The organism is Pseudonocardia broussonetiae (assembly GCF_013155125.1).
Lineage (GTDB): Bacteria > Actinomycetota > Actinomycetes > Mycobacteriales > Pseudonocardiaceae > Pseudonocardia > Pseudonocardia broussonetiae.
This window is the reverse complement of record NZ_CP053564.1, coordinates 4689559-4705023: the sequence shown is the minus strand read 5'-3', so window position 1 is coordinate 4705023 and position 15465 is coordinate 4689559. Positions and strand designations below refer to the sequence as shown.

The window sequence follows — 15465 nt, the reverse complement described above, 5'->3', positions numbered from 1 at the left end:
GCTAGCGCCCCAGGAACGCCCGCACGTGCGGCAACACGTCCGCATCGATCCCGTGACCGCCGCCGTGCGGGAACTCCTCGACGGTCGCGCCGCAGCCGCGCAGCTGCGCCACCAGCGTCGCCGTCTCCGCGGCGGACACCAGCGGGTCGTGGCGTCCGTTGGAGACCGCGACGCGCTTGCCGGAGAGGTCGACCGGGCCACCGCTCCGGGAGGCGGGCCCGTCGCGGAACGGCACCATCGCCGCCAGCAGGACCGCGCCCGACAGCACCTCGGGCCGCCGGAACAGCAGCGCCGACGCCGTGTTGGCGCCGTTGGAGAACCCGGCCGCGACCCACGGGCCGGGATCGACGCCGACGACGAAGTCGGCCAGCTCGTCGACGCGCAGCCGCAGGTCGTCCTCGTCGAGCACGCCCTCGGCCAGGCGCCGGAAGAAGCGGTTCATGCCGTTCTCCCGCACCCGCCCGCGCGGGGCGAGCACCGGTGCGCCCGGCGCCAGGTGCTCCCGCAGCGGCAGCAGGTCGTGCTCGGTGCCGCCGGTGCCGTGCAGGAGCAGCAGCGGTGCGCCCTCGCCGGGGAGCCGGACGTGCTCGAAGGCGCTCACCGGGCCGGACGCCGGGCCGCTCACGAGGGCACCCGCAGCGGCGGCAGGGAGGCCTCGATCTGCTCGCGCGTCGGCTCGAGCCACGGCGGCAGCTTGAGCGAGCGGCCCAGCTCCAGCAGCGGCTCGTCGACGGCGAAGCCCGGCTCGTCGGTGGCGATCTCGAACAGCACGCCCCCGGGTTCGTGGAAGTAGATCGAGGTGAAGTACTGCCGGTCGAGGATCTCGGTGACGTGCAGCCCGGCCTCGACGAGCTCGGAGCGCCAGAGCGCCTGCGTGGCCCGGTCGGCCACCCGGAACGCCACGTGGTGCACGGTGCCGCCGGCCTGGAGGCCCTTGGCGCGCCCGTCGGCGGCGACGTCGAGCACCGCCCCCGCGCCGCCGCCCGCCATGGCGAAGCGGGCGCGGTCGCCGTCCTCGCCGGCCGCGGTCATCCCGAGCAGACCGGTGAGCAGCTCGACGGTCGGGTCGGGCAGGCGCTCCGACAGCGTCACCGCGTGCAGCCCGCGCACGGCGTGCTCGGCGGGCACGTCGGCGACGCCGTCCCAGCCCGAGCGCGCGTCGCCCGGCGCGGCAACGAGGTCGATCACCAACCCGTCCGGGTCGCGGAAGGTCAGAACCTCCTCGCCGTCGCGGGTGCGCGGGCCCTCGTGCTCGACGCCCATCCCCGCGATCCGGTTCTGCCACCAGCCCAGCGACTCCGGCGGCACGCTGAACGCCGTCGCCGTGGTGAGCCCGCTGCCCTGCCGCCCGGCGGGGACGCCCCGCCAGGGGAAGAACGTGAGGATCGTCGACGGCGACCCCGCCGCGTCGCCGTAGTAGAGGTGGTAGGTGTCGGGCGCGTCGAAGTTGACGGTCTGCTTGACCAGCCGCAGCCCGAGCGCGCGGGTGTAGAAGTCGACGTTGGCCTGCGGGTCCGAGGCGACGGCCGTGACGTGGTGCAGCCCGTGGGGCGCGATGTCCGTCATGGCGTCCACACTAGTTGCCCGCGCAAGTACTGGCCCGTTAACGCCGGCAGCCCGGGGTGCGAAGTCGAGGGCATGGTCAGCGACGTGATCGGCTCCGTCACCCCGGGGGCGCCCGTCGTGCACATCGCGGGGTTCATCGCCCTGCTGCTCGTCACGTTCACGGGCCAGTGGGCGGGGTCGCTGGTGACCATCGTCCACGAGGGCGGGCACGTGGTCATGGGGGTGCTCAGCGGCCGGACCGTCACCGGCTTCCACGTGACCGAGGGCGACGCGAACGGGGGCGCGACGGACATCCCCGGCGGGTGGTACGTGTCGAACCTGTTCATCGGCGTGATCGGCTACATGACCGCGCCGCTGCTGGGCCTGGCCGGGGCGAACCTGGTGCTCGACGGCAAGGCGTGGTCGCTCCTCTGGGCGTCGGTGCTCCTGCTCGTCTTCGCCCTGCTGCACGCGCGCGGGTTCTTCACCAACCTCCTCGTCGTCGGCTACGGCGTCCTGATCGGCTGGGTCGCGGTGGCGGGCAGCCCGGACCTCCAGGCGACCGTCGGCGTGCTGCTGGTCTGGTGGATGCTCATCGGCGAGTTCGCCGGGCTGGTGGTGCTCGGCGTCGGCGGCAAGGGCCGGGGCGACCCAGCGCTGCTGTCGCGGGACTTCCTGGTCCCGGGCTTCGTCTGGGTCGCCTGGTGGTGGTTCGTCGCCGTCGTCTGCCTGTGGGTGGGCGGACGACGGCTGCTCGGCCTCTAGCGGAACGGCCTAGCGGGACGAGAAGGCCGCGTCGAACGCCGCCGACGGCGGGTCGAAGGCCTGGCGGCGCACGAACTCCAGCGCCTCGGGCGCACCGACGAGCCGGTCCATCCCCGCGTCCTCCCACTCCACGGAGATCGGGCCGTCGTAGCCTATCGTGTTGAGCATCCGGAAGCACGCCTCCCACGGCACGTCCCCGTGCCCGGTGGAGACGAAGTCCCAGCCGCGGCGCGGGTCGGCCCACGCCAGGTGCGAGCCCATCCGCCCGTTGCGGCCGTTGCCGACCTGGCGCTTCGCGTCCTTGCAGTCGACGTGGTAGATCCGGTCCCGGAAGTCCCACAGGAACCCGACCGGGTCGAGGTCCTGCCACACGAAGTGGCTGGGGTCCCAGTTCAGGCCGAACGCCGGGCGGTGCTCCACCGCCTCCAGGGCCGCGACCGTCGTCCAGTAGTCGTAGGCGATCTCGCTGGGGTGGACCTCGTGGGCGAACCGCACACCGACCTCGTCGAACACGTCGAGGATCGGGTTCCAGCGGTCGGCGAAGTCGCGGTAGCCGGCGTCGACCATCGACTGCGGCACCGGCGGGAACATCGCCACGGTCTTCCAGATGCTCGACCCGGTGAACCCGACGACCGTGTCGACGCCGAGCTTCGCCGCGGCGCGCGCCGTCGTCTTCATCGCCTCGGCCGCCCGCTGCCGGACGCCCTCCGCGTCGCCGTCGCCCCAGACCCGCGGCGACAGGATGGCCTCGTGCCGGGCGTCGATCGGGTCGTCGCAGACGGCCTGCCCGGTGAGGTGGTTGGAGATCGCGTGCACCTGGAGGCCGTACTTGTCCAGGATGTCGCGGCGGCCCTGGACGTAGGTGTCGTCCTCGACCGCGGCCCAGACGTTGAGGTGGTCGCCCCAGCAGGCGATCTCCAGGCCGTCGTAGCCCCACTCCCCCGCCAGGCGCGCCACCTCCTCGAAGGGCAGGTCGGCCCATTGGCCGGTGAACAGGGTGACCGGGCGTGCCATCAGCTCTCCTCCACTGCCTGCCAGCCGCTGCCCGCGGCGGCGGATCGGACCACGGCGTCGAGCACGAGCTGCACCTGCAGCCCGTCGGCGAACGACGGGACGGGGTCGCTGCCCGCCGCCACGTCGCGCACCAGGTCGACGACCTCGTGGGTGAACGTGTGCTCGTAGCCGAGCCCGTGGCCGGGCGGCCACCAGGCTCCCGCGTACGGGTGCCCCGGTTCGGTGACGAGGATGCGCCGGAACCCGGCGACGTCCGGGTCCTCGGTGCCGTCGAAGAACTGGAGCTCGTTCATCTGCTCGAAGTCGAACGCGAGCGAGCCCGCGCTGCCGTTGACCTCGAGGCGGATCTGGTTCTTGCGCCCGGTCGCGAAGCGGGTCGCCTCGAAGCTCGCGAGCGCGCCGCCGGCGAACCGGCCGACGAACAGCGCCGCGTCGTCGACGGTGACCGGTCCCCGGCCCTCCCCCGACGGCAGCGGGCGCTCGCGGACGAAGGTCTCGGTGAGCCCGCTGACGCCGGAGAGGCGGTCGCCGGTGACGAACTGCGCCAGGTCGACGACGTGCGCGCCGATGTCGCCGAGTGCCCCCGACCCGGCGCGTTCGGCCTGCAGCCGCCACACCAGCGGCGCCTCGGGATCGACGATCCAGTCCTGCAGGTAGCTGGCGCGCACGTGGCGGACCTCGCCGATGCGCCCCTGCTCCACCAGCCGCCGCGCCAGCGAGACCGCGGGCACCCGCCGGTAGTTGAAGCCGACCATGCTCCGCACGCCCGACGCCTGCGCCCGCTGCGCCGCGGCCACCATCGCCCGGGCCTCGTCGACGGTGTTGGCCAGCGGCTTCTCGCACAGCACGTGCTTGCCCGCGTCCAGCGCCGCGATCGCGATCGCCGCGTGCGTGTCGCCGGGGGTGCAGACGTCGACGAGCTGCACGTCGTCGCGGGTCAGGAGCTCCTTCCAGTCCGTCTCGACGTCGCGCCACCCGAGCCGGTCGGCCGCGGCGCGGGCCGTGTCGGCGTTGCGCCCGCACAGCACGGCCATGTCGGGGGTGAGCGGGAGGTCGAAGAACCGGCCCGCCGTGCGCCACGCCTGGGAGTGGGCGGCCCCCATGAAGGCGTGGCCGACCATGCCGACGCCCAGACCGGGCCGTGCCTGGGTCATGATTCGAAGCCCAGGGGCAGGTAGGTGTCCACGTTCTCCTTGGTGATCGTGGCCGAGGCCAGCGTGATCGAGGTCGGCACCTCCTTCTCGACCAGGTCACCCATGCCGCGGTTCTGTGCGACCAGGCGGGCCAGCGCCATCGCCGAGGACGCCATCGTCGGGCTGTAGGTGACGGTGGCCTTGAGCACCGAGGTGTCGGCCTTGATCTCCCGCATGGCGTTGGCCGAGCCCGCGCCGCCGACCATGAAGAACTCGCTGCGCCCGGCCTGGGTGATCGCCGCCAGGACGCCGATGCCCTGGTCGTCGTCGTGGTTCCACACCGCGTCCAGCTGCGGAGCGGCCTGCAGCAGGTTCGCGGTCACCCGCTGCCCGCCCTGGGCGGTGAAGTCCGCGGCCTGCCGCGGCCCGACGGCGAACCCGAACGAGGCCAGCGCATCGGAGAACCCCTGGCTCCGCGCCTGGGTCAGCGGCAGGTTGTCGATCCCGGCGATCTCCCCGATGATCGGGTTCGCCACCCCGGCCTCACGCAGCCGGGTCCCGATGTAGGTGCCCGCCGACACGCCCATGCCGTAGTTGTCCCCACCGATCCAGGTCCGGTAGGCCAGCGGCGAGTCGAAGATCCGGTCCAGGTTGATCACCGGGATACCCGCGTCCATCGCCCGACGGCCCAGCGAGGTGAGCTGGCTGCCGTCGTTGGGCAGGATCACCAGCGCATCCACACCCTGGTTGATCAGCGTCTCGACCGCGGCGATCTGCTGGGTGATGTCGTTGGTCGGGTTCACCGCCTCCAACGTCACATCCGGGTACTGCCCGGCCTGCGCCTGCGCGTTCGCCGCGATCGCGGCGATCCAGCCGTGGTCCGCGGCCGGGGCCGAGAACCCGATCGTGACCGGGGTGCCGGGCTCGGCGTTGTCCCCCGCGGCTGGGGCGGTGTTGGTACCGGCCGCGGTCGGGGCGGCGGCGTTGCTGGTGCACGCCGTGGTCAGCGCGGCACCCACACCGAGGGCGCCGACGAGGAAACCGCGGCGCGCGAGAGCGGACGAGTCGGACATGAGAAGGGCACTCCTTCGTGCAAAGGGGGACGTGCGGGGGCCGAGAAGAGGGGAACCGGGAAGAGGGGGAACCGGGAAGAGGGGGAACGGGTCAGGTGGAGGTGCGCTGGGCGCGGGTCTGGATCAGGACCGCGACCACGATGATCACGCCCTTGGCGATGTTCTGGACCTCGGTCGCCAGGTTGTTGAGCACGAACAGGTTCGTGATCGTGGTGAACACCAGCACCCCGAGGATCGAACCGATCAGGGTGCCGCGACCACCGGTCAACAGCGTGCCGCCGATGATCACCGCGGCGATCGCGTCGAGCTCGTAGAGCGTGCCGTGGGTGCTCGACCCCGTCGTGGTCAACGAGGCGATCATGATCGCGGCGATGCCGCAGCACAGCCCGGACAGCACGTAGAGCGCGATCGTGTGCCGCTTCACGTCCAGCCCGGCCAGGCGGGCGGCCTCGGGGTTGCCGCCGATCGCGAACGTGCGCCGTCCGAACGTGGTCCGGTTGAGCAGCACCCAGCCCAGCGCCACCACCGCGGCGAAGATGTAGACCAGCAGCGGGATCCCCAACAGCCGGGTGTTGGCGATCCCGGCGATCACCGGGTCGACCACGATCTGGCTGCGCCGCCCGGAGATCCGCTCCGCCAACCCCTGCGCGGTGATGAGCATCGCCAGCGTCACGATGAACGGCACGATCCGGCCGTAGGCGATGAGCAGGCCGTTGACCAGGCCCGCCCCCGCGCCGACGGCGAGCGCGCAGAAGATCATGACCCAGGGCCCGTAGGACTGGGTCGCGACGGTGGTCGCCCAGACCGAGGCCAGGGCCATCACCTTGCCCACCGACAGGTCGATACCCCCGCCGATGATCACGAACGTGACCCCGACGGTGATCACGCCGATGATCGACGCGGAGGTCAGGATCGTCAGCAGGTTCGACGTCGTGGCGAACGTGTCGGCGGTCGACACCCCCACCACGCACAGCAGCACCAGCACCGCGACCAGACCCAGGTTGCGCCCGGCCCCGCTGTCGAGCAGCCGCGCCGCACGCGACGGGCCCCGGCCCGCGGCCGAGGCGGCCTTCTCGACCCGTCCGCTCTCGTCGGCGGCCGGCGCCGTGACCAGCTCCTGGTCAGGCATGGGTGTGTCCCTTCACGTCGTGGGTCTCCATCACCAGGTCGAGGACCCGGCTCTCGTCGAGCTCGTCGCTCGGCGCCTCGTGCACGACCGCGCCCTCGCGGACGACCAGCACCCGGTCGGCGAGACCGAGCACCTCCGGCACCTCGCTGGACACCAGGACCACGGCCACTCCGCTCGCGGCGAGGCTGCGGACCAGGGCGTAGATCTCGCTGCGGGCGCCGACGTCGACGCCCCGGGTGGGCTCGTCGAGCAGCAGCACCCGGCAGCCGCGCAGCAGCCAGCGGGCCAGCACGACCTTCTGCTGGTTGCCGCCCGAGAGCGTGCGGACCACGCGCATCGGGTCGGCCGGGCGCACGTCGAGCTGCTCGGTGACCTCGCGGGCGGCGGCCACCTCGGCGTTCTCCCGGACGAACCCGCCGCGGGCGAAGCGGCCCAGCGCGGGCAGCGACACGTTGCGGTACACCGGTTCGCCGAGCAGCAGGCCCTGGCTCTTGCGCTCCTCCGGGCACAGCCCGACGCCCGACCGCACCGCGGCGGGGACCGAGCCCCGGCGCAGCGTGCGCCCGTCGACGCGGACGGTGCCCGCGGTCGAGCGGCGCGCGCCGTAGACGGTCTCGAGGATCTCCGAGCGCCCGGAGCCGACCAGCCCGGCCAGCCCGACGACCTCGCCGGCGCGCACGGTGAAGGAGACGTCGGCGAACTCCCCCGCGCGGGAGAGCCCCTCGACCTCCAGGACGACGTCGCCGGGGGCGTCGCCGGTCCGCGGCGGGAACACGTGCTCGGTGGTGCGGCCGGTCATCAGCGTGATGACGTCGGCGGTCGGGGTGGTGCGGGCCGGCAGGTCGCGGGCGACGGTGCGGCCGTCCTTGAGGACGGTGACGCGGTCGCCGATCTCGCGGATCTCGGCGAGCCGGTGGGAGATGTAGACGACGGCGACACCCTCCGCGGTGAGCTCGCGGATGACCCGGAACAGGTTCTCGACCTCGTGCGGGTCGAGCACCGCCGACGGCTCGTCCATGACGATCAGGCGCGCGTCGCGGGCCAGCGCCCGCGCCATGCTGACGACCTGCTGCCCGGCGGCCGGCAGCCGCCCGAGCTCGCGGCCGGGCGGGATCTCGGGGTGGCCCAGCCGCTGCAGCAGCGCGCGGGCGGTGCCCTCGGCGTCGCGGGGGCGGGTGAAGCCCAGCCGCGACGGCTCGTGGCCCAGCACGATGTTCTCCGCGACGCTCAGCCCGGGGACGAGGTCGAGCTCCTGGTGGATGGTCGCGATCCCGGCGGCGTCGGCGGCCTGCGGCGAGCCGAAGACGACGGGCTCACCCGCCCAGCGCAGCTCGCCCTCGTCGGGCAGGTGGGCGCCGGCGAGCACCTTGATCAGCGTCGACTTGCCCGCGCCGTTCTGCCCGAGGAGGCAGTGCACCTCCCCCTCGGCGACGTCGAGGTCGACGCCGTCGAGCGCCCGGACGCCCGGGAAGTCCTTGACGATGCCCCGCATCTCCAGCAACACGGGGGAAACCTAGGAGGGTTGACCAGTGTCCTACAACGGCAGAATAATGTCTGTTCAAGCTATTTTTCTGACGAAATCTGGCCGTGATGTCCGCACCCTCCTGGGCCCTGCCGGCCCTGCGCCTCGACACGCCCCCGCTGTCGGGCCGGGTCGACGCCGACGTCACCCTGAGCACCGTCGCGCGCCTGGTCGCGTCGGGCACGGCGGTGAGCAAGGCCGACCTCGTGCCGGCCGCCGGGCTGGCCCGCACCACCGTCAGCGCGGCCGTGGACGAGCTCCTCTCCCGGGGCGTCCTGCAGCCCGACGGGCTCCGGCCGACAGCCGGTCGCGGGCGCCCCGCCGACCGGCTGGCGCTCTCGCCCCGCTCCGGCGCGGTGCTGCTGGCCGACGTCGGCGCGCGCGGGGCGCACGTCGCCGTGGTCGACCTGCGCCAGCAGGTGCTGGGCCACGAGCACGTCGACGTCGACGTGCGGGAGGGGCCCGACGCGGTGCTGAGCCGGGTCGAGGTCGCGCTCGACCGGCTGCGCGTCCGCTCGCCCGCCCCGGTGCGCGCGGTCGTCATCGGCCTGCCGGGGCCGGTCGACGGCCACCTCGGCGTCCCGGTGCGCCCGCCGATCATGCCGGGCTGGCACGCCTACCCGGTGTCGGCGCGCCTGCAGAAGACCTACGGCTGCCCGGTGGTGCTGGAGAACGACGTCAACCTGCGGGCGCTGGGCGAGGCCCGCGCGCTCCCCGCCGAGCAGTCGCCGCTGCTGTTCGTCAAGGTCGGCACCGGCATCGGCGGCGGGCTCGTCACGCGCGAGGGGGTGCTGCACCACGGCGCCGACGGCGCGGCGGGCGACATCGGGCACGTCCGGGTGCGCGGGGCCCCCGACACGGTGTGCGTGTGCGGCAACATCGGCTGCATCGAGGCCGTCGCCTCGGTCTCGGCGATCGGGCAGCGGCTGGGCGCGGCCACCGGCGGGGAGGCGGTCAGCGCGGCCGAGGTGCGCGCGCTGGTCGCCCGCGCCGACCCGGCGACGATGGCGCTGGTGCGGGAGGCGGCCGGGCTCATCGGCGAGGTCGTCGCGATGCTCGTGCACTTCTACAACCCGGCGCGCGTGACGCTGGGCGGGTCGGTCACCTCGGCGAGCGACGAGCTGCTCGCCGGGGTCCGCAGCGTCGTGTACCAGCGGGCGCTGCCGCTGGCCACGCGCAACCTGGTGCTCGCGACCAGCGTGCTCGGGGAGCACGCCGGTCTGGGCGGGGCGTCGGTGCTCGGGGTCGAGCGGGTGCTCTCCCCCGAGCACATCGGTCTGCTCGGCAAGTAGGGGCCTGCTCGGCAAGTAGGGGCCTGCTCGGCAGGTAGGGGCCTGCTCGGGAGGACTACTCGACGACGATCCGCACGACGTCCATGGCGGGCGTCTGGTTGGCGCGCTGCATCATCGGGATGCGGTGCGACCCGTCACCGGCCCACACGGCGCACTGCGCGGTGCCGGGGCCGGGCATCGGGTTCACCGGCACCGTGACGACGTCGGGCTCGGCGCCGCCGCCGTTGTCCTGCGTGGCGAGGAAGAACGCGGGGGCGGGCTCGGCGTCGGGGGCGACGTCGACGGAGTCGAGCATCCGGCACGCGGTGTGGAAGTGGCCGCGCTGGATGCCCTCCTCGGTGAGGAAGGAGCTCTCGCGGTAGTAGCCGCCCGCCGCGGCGCCGAGGAACCGGTCGCGGACGAGGTTGCGGGTGCTGACCTCGAGGGTGAACGCCTCCCCCGCCGCCACGGTCTGCGGCGCGTCGGTGATCAGCAGCGACGGGCTTTGCGCGGCCGCGGCCACCTCGCCGAACGCGATCGCGACGCAGCGCGGGGCGTCCTGGAAGCCGGTGTGGGGCGCGAGCTCGCTGGTGGTGCAGTCGTCGCCGAGGATCTCCAGCCCGCCCGCGGCGGGCGGGGCGGGCGCGGGGGCCGACGAGTCCGTCGTGGTCGTGGCCTCCGCCGCGTCCGTGGTCTCCTGCGCCGCGGTCGTCTCCTCCGCGGACGTGGTCTCCTCGGCCGCGGTCGTCTCCTGCGCCGACGTGGTCTCCTCGGCCGGCGCCTCCTCCGCGGAGGTCGTCGGCTCCAGCTCCTGGGTGTTGCCGGCCGGTACCGTCTGGATGGTGCTGGTGGAGCCGCCGGCGTGGCCGGAGTGGCCGCCCGCGCCCTGGCCCGCGCCCTGGCCGTAGCCCCCACCGCCCGTGGTCGGGGTGGCGATGGCGTAGTCGCAGGCCGTGGGCAGGAGCACGACGGCCGCGGCTGCCATGATCGTCAGCACGGCGCGGCGGGCGCGGGCCGACGGGCTGTTCTCCGGGAGGGTCGGATCGGGGAGCACGGTGTCGGACGTCTCGGGGTCGGAGGTCTCGGGGTGACGCATCGGGGGTGCCTCTCTGGGGACGGGGAGCGGGTGCGCCGGGAGCGGGGAGCGGCGGCGCGGAGCTGTGGGGGGCGGATCTGCGGGGAGCGGAGCTGCGGGGGGCGGGGGTCAGCGCTTGACGGAGTGGCGCGGGCCGGTCTGGGAGACGCGGTGCGCGCCGGTGGCGCCGGGCGCCACGTCGTCGCCGGTGACGCGCCCCGGCCAGATCCGGGACTGGGGGCCGGTCTGGGAGATGCCGGGCTGGTAGGTGTCGGGGTCCGGGAGCCGGGGGTGGGACCCGGTGATGTGGGACTCCGGGTAGCGCGAGTGCGGCGGGACCTCGCCGCGGTCGCGCCGGGGCGCCGCGATGGCCGCGATCGCCCGGGCGGTGGCGTCGGGCACCGGTCCGCCGACCGGCACCGCGACCGACCGCCTCCGCATCGCGGTGAACAGGGCGAACGCGGCGAGCAGGGCGGCCAGGACGACGAGGCCGGGCACGATGAGGTCGACCGGGCCGCGCCCCGAGGACAGCAGGCCGGGCGACGGGGCCTCGGGCAGCGCCGAGTAGTCGACGAGCCCGGTGCTCTCCAGGTAGCCGATGTGGCGCGTCACGTACTCGTCGGCCTGCGCGGCGAACTGGCGGACCAGCTCGTTGCGGGTGCCGACGCGCACCTGCGCGATGACCGGCAGGACGGTGCCGTGCGCGGCGCGCAGGCGCTGGACGAAGACCCGGTCGTAGTCGGTGCCGGTGAGCGCGGACATCTCGTTCATCCAGCTCAGCTGCTCGGCGGAGGGCCGGCTGGGCACGAGGACGCCGAGCTGGTCGGCGGTCTCCATCACGAGCCGGTCGAGCTCGACGTGCTCGTGGTGGATGTTCGTGCCGACGGTCTGCACCTCGGCGCGGCTGGCCTGCTGCTCGGCCTGCTGCCCGGTGGGGGCCTCCCACAGGCCGGCGAGGCGGACCTTGACCAGCAGGTCGCGGTCGGCCGGGCCGAGCGGGCCCCAGGCGGTCTGGGTGTAGCCGGCGGTGCCGGGTGTGCCGGACGCCCAGGACTGGGCGATCGAGGCGCTGACGGCGAGCAGCACCACGACGATCACGGCCGTGCGCAGGGCGCGGGGAACACGGCGGAGCATGTGGAGGGAGCCTTTCGGGTCTTGCACGGGACGGGTCTGGGGAGGAACCGGTCCGGGCGGGGTCAGGCCATGTCGAACTGCTCGGTGCGGACGTGGTCCGGGGGAACACCGAGCAGGGCGAGCGAGGTGAACGCGGTCTCGACGAGGGTCGGCGAGCCGCAGACGAAGTAGTCCAGGGAGCCGGGGTCGGGGACGCCGGCGAGCGCGGTGGTCAGCGGGGCGGTCGCGTTGCGGTGGGGGCCGCGCAGCACCTCGGTGACGTGCAGGTACAGGTGGTCGGCGAGCGCGGCGAGCTCCTCGCGGAACAGCACGTCCTCGCGGCGGGCCACGACGAGGACCAGGTGGAACCGGCGGGCGTCGCCGCGGTCGGCCGCCGTGCGCAGCATGCTCATCATCGGCGTCACGCCGACACCGCCGGCGATCATGACGACGCCGGTGGCCGAGCGGGAGTCGTCGACGGTGAACGCGCCGTGCGGGCCGTCGACCCAGACCGGCTGCCCGGGACGCAGGCCGGCCACGGCCGCGGTGAACGTGCCGGCGTGGCGGATCGTGAACTCGACGGAGTCGGGGTCGTGCGCCGAGGACGCGATCGTGAAGGGGTGCTCCTCGGCGTGCGTCGAGCGGGCCAGGCGCAGCCAGGCGAACTGGCCGGGTGCGAAGGTCCAGTCGACGGCGTCCGAGCCGTGGCGGGCGCGGCGGCGGTCGAGCACCAGCGTGCTGATCGTCGGCGTCTCCGACCGGACCTCGCGGACCAGGAACTCCGCGGACGGGTCGAACACCGCGCGCAGCAGCCAGCGGTGCAGCAGCACGGCGACCAGTGCGACGGTGAGCAGCGCGAGCACCGCGCTCATCACGGCGTCGGCGACGAGCTGCTGCAGGTACCAGACGTGCAGCGCCGAGCCGGTGACCGCGACGGCCGCGAGCCCGACGTGCGACCAGCGCCAGAGCTCGTAGGGCAGGTGCCGGTAGCGCGAGCGCGTCACGGCCAGCACGACGACCAGCGCCAGCGCGACGGTGGCGGCGACCGCCCACCGCGACGCCGGGGTGGCCCGTCCCGGGGCCAGCAGCGCCACGTTGGCCGGATCGGCCGCCACCACGCAGGCCAGGTGGAGCAGCACCAGCCCGGCGGCCATCCCGCCGAGGCTGCGGTGCACCTCGAGGATGCCCTCGATCCCGAACGCCCGGGTCAGCGACCGGACCCGCGACGGCAGCACCGCCGCGCACACCATCGCCGACAGCGCGAGCAGGCCCGTCGTCGTCGAGAGCTGCGTCCACAGTGGAGCCGCCGGTGCCGTGACCAGGCGGATCAGCACCGGGCCCACCAGCACGGTGCCCAGCCCGGCGATCCACGCGGCACGCACGGTGCTCGCGGGATAGGTGCCGTCGGTCATGGCGGCGACGTTAGAAGGGGGGCGAGGGTGGAGGTTGCGAGCCTGAGAGCCCCTCGGGCCGACCGTCGTGCCGGGTGCGACGAGCGGGGCCCGGTTCGGCCGTTCGGACCAGGAGTTGGGCCGAGTGCGCGGTAACGGTCTCAGGGAAGCTGACGATGCCGTGACCCGGCGACCGCTCGCCGCTCCCGCTGCGGCGCGTACCCGCCCGACTCCCGTGAGCGACAGCTCGGCGTGCGCCCGGCGGTGCGCCGGGTCGCGCTCGGCGCCCGGGACGGCCCTACCGCAGAACCTCCCCGCGCGTCTCGCGCATCCGCCAGACGGTGACGAACGAGATCACCGCGCCCACGGCGACGTAGACGAAGAACAGGTCCGCCGCGCCCGCCTGCCGCAGCGCCGTGATGATCAGCGGCGCCGTGCCGCCGAACACCGCGACCGTCAGGTTGTACCAGGCCCCGATGCCCAGGCCGCGCAGCTCGGTGGGGAACAGCTCGCTCATCACGGCGGGGGCGATCGACGTCATCGCGGTGTAGAGGGCCAGCCCGACGCAGAACACGACGAGCAGGCCGCCCAGGCCCGGACCGATCAGCCACGACAGCGGGACGATGAGCACCGCGGTGGCTGCCGACCAGACCAGCAGCTGCGGGCGCCGCCCGACCCGGTCCGACAGCGCGCCCATCGGGTACTGCAGCGCCACGAACAGCGCCGTCGCGATCGACAGCGCCACGAACACGTCGCCCGCGGCCGCGCCCTCCTGCACCGCGAACGGGGTGAGCGCGGAGAAGAACGTGTAGTAGCAGAGCGTCGAGAGCAGCGTGAAGCCGACGAGCTGGGCGACCGCCTTCGGGTGCTCGCGCAGCGTCGTCCGCAGCGGGTTCTTCAGCGCCTGCGCCTTCTCCTTGTTCTCGGCGAACTGGTCGGTCTCGGGCATCGCCCGGCGCAGCCACAGCCCGATCAGGCCGAGCACGCCGCCGATGAGGAACGGGATGCGCCAGCCGTAGGAGGCGAGCTGGTCCTCGGTGAGCACGGCGGTGAGCAGTGCGCCGAGCAGCGAGGCCAGCAGCACCGCGCTGCCCGTGGAGATGTAGAAGAACGACGAGTAGCGCCCGCGGCGCTCGGGCGGCGCGATCTCGGCCAGGTAGGCCGACGCGTTCGACACCTCCCCGCCCAGCGACATGCCCTGCGCGATCCGGGCGAGCAGCAGCAGGATCGGCGCGAGCCAGCCGACGGCCTCGTAGGTGGGGAGCACCCCGATGACGAACGACCCCCCGGCCATCAGCAGGATCGTCAGGAGCATCGCGGTGCGCCGCCCGCGCAGGTCGGCGAAGCGCCCGAGCAGCAGGCCGCCGAGCGGGCGGAAGAAGAACGCCAGCGCGTACGTCGCCAGTGCGCCGATCAGGGCGAGCGCCGGGTCGTCCGGCGAGAAGATCTGCGTCGCGAAGTAGATGCTGAACGTCGCGTAGATCGTCCAGTCGTACCACTCGATGGCGTTGCCGACGGACGCGGCGAGCAGGGTCCGGACAGGTAGGCGGTGTGCCGCGGCCGCGGCCGTTCGCTCCGACATGACGACCGACGGTAAGCGACGCGCCCGCTCCCGTCACCCGCTGGTGGGGATCTCGCGGGTCAGGACCGCAGGTGCGTCGCGAAGAAGCCGAGGATGCGCTCCCACGCCCGGTCCGCCGACGGCTGGTGCGGGCCCATCCCCATCACCTTCATCAGCGACGCGGCCGGACCCGTGGCCGTGCTGAGGAACGAGTGCCCGGCCCCCGGGTACTCCTCCACGTCGTGCACGACGTCGAGCTCGGTGAGCAGCGACTCCAACTTCCCCGCCGCCCCGCGCAGCGTGCGGTCGGATCCGCCGTAGCTGGCCACGATCGGACACGCGCCCACGAGGACCTCCCGCGCGTTGCGGGGCAGGCGCCCGTAGTTGGGCGCGGCGGCGTCGAACCCGCGCGAGGCCGTGGCCAGCGCGAACCCGCCGCCCAGGCAGAAGCCGATGATCCCGACCCGCCCGGTGCAGTCGGGCTGCGCGAGCAGCCAGGTGCGCGTGGCGTCGATGTCGCCGAACGCCGGGCCCTCCCCGGCGAGCATCGCCGAGAACGTGGAGCGCAGGCAGCGCACGCCGCCCGCGGTGAACAGGTTCGGCGCGACGGCGAGGTAGCCGGCCGCGGCGAGCCGGTCGGCCTGGGCGCGGGTGTCGGCGTTGAGGCCGAACGCCTCGTGGATCACGACGACGCCGGGCCGGGGACCCTCGCCGGGCGGCACCGCGAGGTACGCCTCCAGGGAGCTGACGGTGGTGGCTCCGGGGACCGTGATCGCAGGCACGCGGGGACCCTACCCGCGTCCGCACCGTCCTCGTTCCGACCGCGGTCGGCGTTACCTCCATCGGCGCAGTGTTACCGATCAGTACCTCACA

The 15465-nt window shown here is 73.8% G+C and carries 14 protein-coding genes; 2 read left to right on the top strand and 12 right to left on the bottom strand.

Annotated elements, in window-relative coordinates:
* Position 1: 1 nt before the first annotated feature.
* Positions 2-625 (bottom strand): alpha/beta hydrolase, encoded by a 624-nt coding sequence (locus HOP40_RS22920; protein ID WP_240157214.1) that lies wholly within the window; start codon positions 623-625, stop codon positions 2-4.
* Positions 622-1566, bottom strand: a complete 945-nt coding sequence (locus HOP40_RS22915) for a ring-cleaving dioxygenase (RefSeq protein ID WP_172161845.1) — start codon at positions 1564-1566, stop codon at positions 622-624. Before HOP40_RS22915 ends, HOP40_RS22920 begins: the two co-directional genes overlap by 4 nt.
* 84 nt (positions 1567-1650) lie before the next feature.
* Between HOP40_RS22915 and HOP40_RS22910 the strand changes: the two genes are divergently transcribed.
* Positions 1651-2310: a M50 family metallopeptidase gene (locus HOP40_RS22910; protein WP_172161843.1), complete on the top strand. Its 660-nt coding sequence runs from the start codon at positions 1651-1653 to the stop codon at positions 2308-2310.
* Between the two features lie 9 nt (positions 2311-2319).
* On the opposite strand, the gene HOP40_RS22905 is transcribed toward HOP40_RS22910, so the two are convergent.
* The 5 genes from HOP40_RS22905 to HOP40_RS22885 all read right to left on the bottom strand — a co-directional run bounded on the left by HOP40_RS22905 (position 2320) and on the right by HOP40_RS22885 (position 8151).
* The gene (locus HOP40_RS22905; protein ID WP_172161841.1) at positions 2320-3324 is read right to left on the bottom strand and encodes a sugar phosphate isomerase/epimerase family protein; all 1005 of its coding nucleotides are present in this window, start codon (positions 3322-3324) and stop codon (positions 2320-2322) included.
* Positions 3324-4478 carry a Gfo/Idh/MocA family protein gene (locus HOP40_RS22900; protein ID WP_172161839.1) on the bottom strand — a complete coding sequence of 385 codons (1155 nt, stop codon included), beginning with the start codon at positions 4476-4478 and terminating at the stop codon, positions 3324-3326. Before HOP40_RS22900 ends, HOP40_RS22905 begins: the two co-directional genes overlap by 1 nt.
* Positions 4475-5530 carry a substrate-binding domain-containing protein gene (locus HOP40_RS22895; protein WP_172161837.1) on the bottom strand — a complete coding sequence of 352 codons (1056 nt, stop codon included), beginning with the start codon at positions 5528-5530 and terminating at the stop codon, positions 4475-4477. The genes HOP40_RS22900 and HOP40_RS22895 overlap by 4 nt, the downstream gene beginning before the upstream one ends.
* 91 nt (positions 5531-5621) lie before the next feature.
* Positions 5622-6659 (bottom strand): ABC transporter permease, encoded by a 1038-nt coding sequence (locus HOP40_RS22890; RefSeq protein ID WP_172161835.1) that lies wholly within the window; start codon positions 6657-6659, stop codon positions 5622-5624.
* Entirely contained in the window at positions 6652-8151 is a 1500-nt protein-coding gene (locus tag HOP40_RS22885; protein ID WP_172168908.1) for a sugar ABC transporter ATP-binding protein, read from the bottom strand. Before HOP40_RS22885 ends, HOP40_RS22890 begins: the two co-directional genes overlap by 8 nt.
* Before the next feature lie 98 nt (positions 8152-8249).
* On the opposite strand from HOP40_RS22885, the gene HOP40_RS22880 reads away from it, so the two are divergent.
* Entirely contained in the window at positions 8250-9473 is a 1224-nt protein-coding gene (locus tag HOP40_RS22880) for an ROK family protein (protein WP_172161833.1), read from the top strand.
* Positions 9474-9528: 55 nt separating this feature from the next.
* Here the strand turns inward: HOP40_RS22880 and HOP40_RS22875 are convergent, their stop codons facing one another.
* The 5 genes from HOP40_RS22875 to HOP40_RS22855 form a co-directional block, all read right to left on the bottom strand.
* Positions 9529-10548, bottom strand: coding sequence for a Pecanex-like protein 1 (locus HOP40_RS22875; protein ID WP_172161831.1), 1020 nt, complete (start codon positions 10546-10548; stop codon positions 9529-9531).
* 108 nt (positions 10549-10656) lie between these two features.
* Positions 10657-11661 (bottom strand): DUF4142 domain-containing protein, encoded by a 1005-nt coding sequence (locus HOP40_RS22870; protein ID WP_172161829.1) that lies wholly within the window; start codon positions 11659-11661, stop codon positions 10657-10659.
* A gap of 62 nt (positions 11662-11723) precedes the next feature.
* Entirely contained in the window at positions 11724-13052 is a 1329-nt protein-coding gene (locus tag HOP40_RS22865) for a ferredoxin reductase family protein (RefSeq protein WP_172161827.1), read from the bottom strand.
* Between the two features lie 277 nt (positions 13053-13329).
* On the bottom strand, positions 13330-14613 hold the full coding sequence (locus HOP40_RS22860; protein ID WP_172161825.1) for an MFS transporter: 1284 nt from the start codon (positions 14611-14613) through the stop codon (positions 13330-13332).
* A 59-nt stretch (positions 14614-14672) separates the two neighbouring features.
* Positions 14673-15374: a dienelactone hydrolase family protein gene (locus HOP40_RS22855; RefSeq protein WP_172161823.1), complete on the bottom strand. Its 702-nt coding sequence runs from the start codon at positions 15372-15374 to the stop codon at positions 14673-14675.
* Positions 15375-15465: the final 91 nt, after the last annotated feature.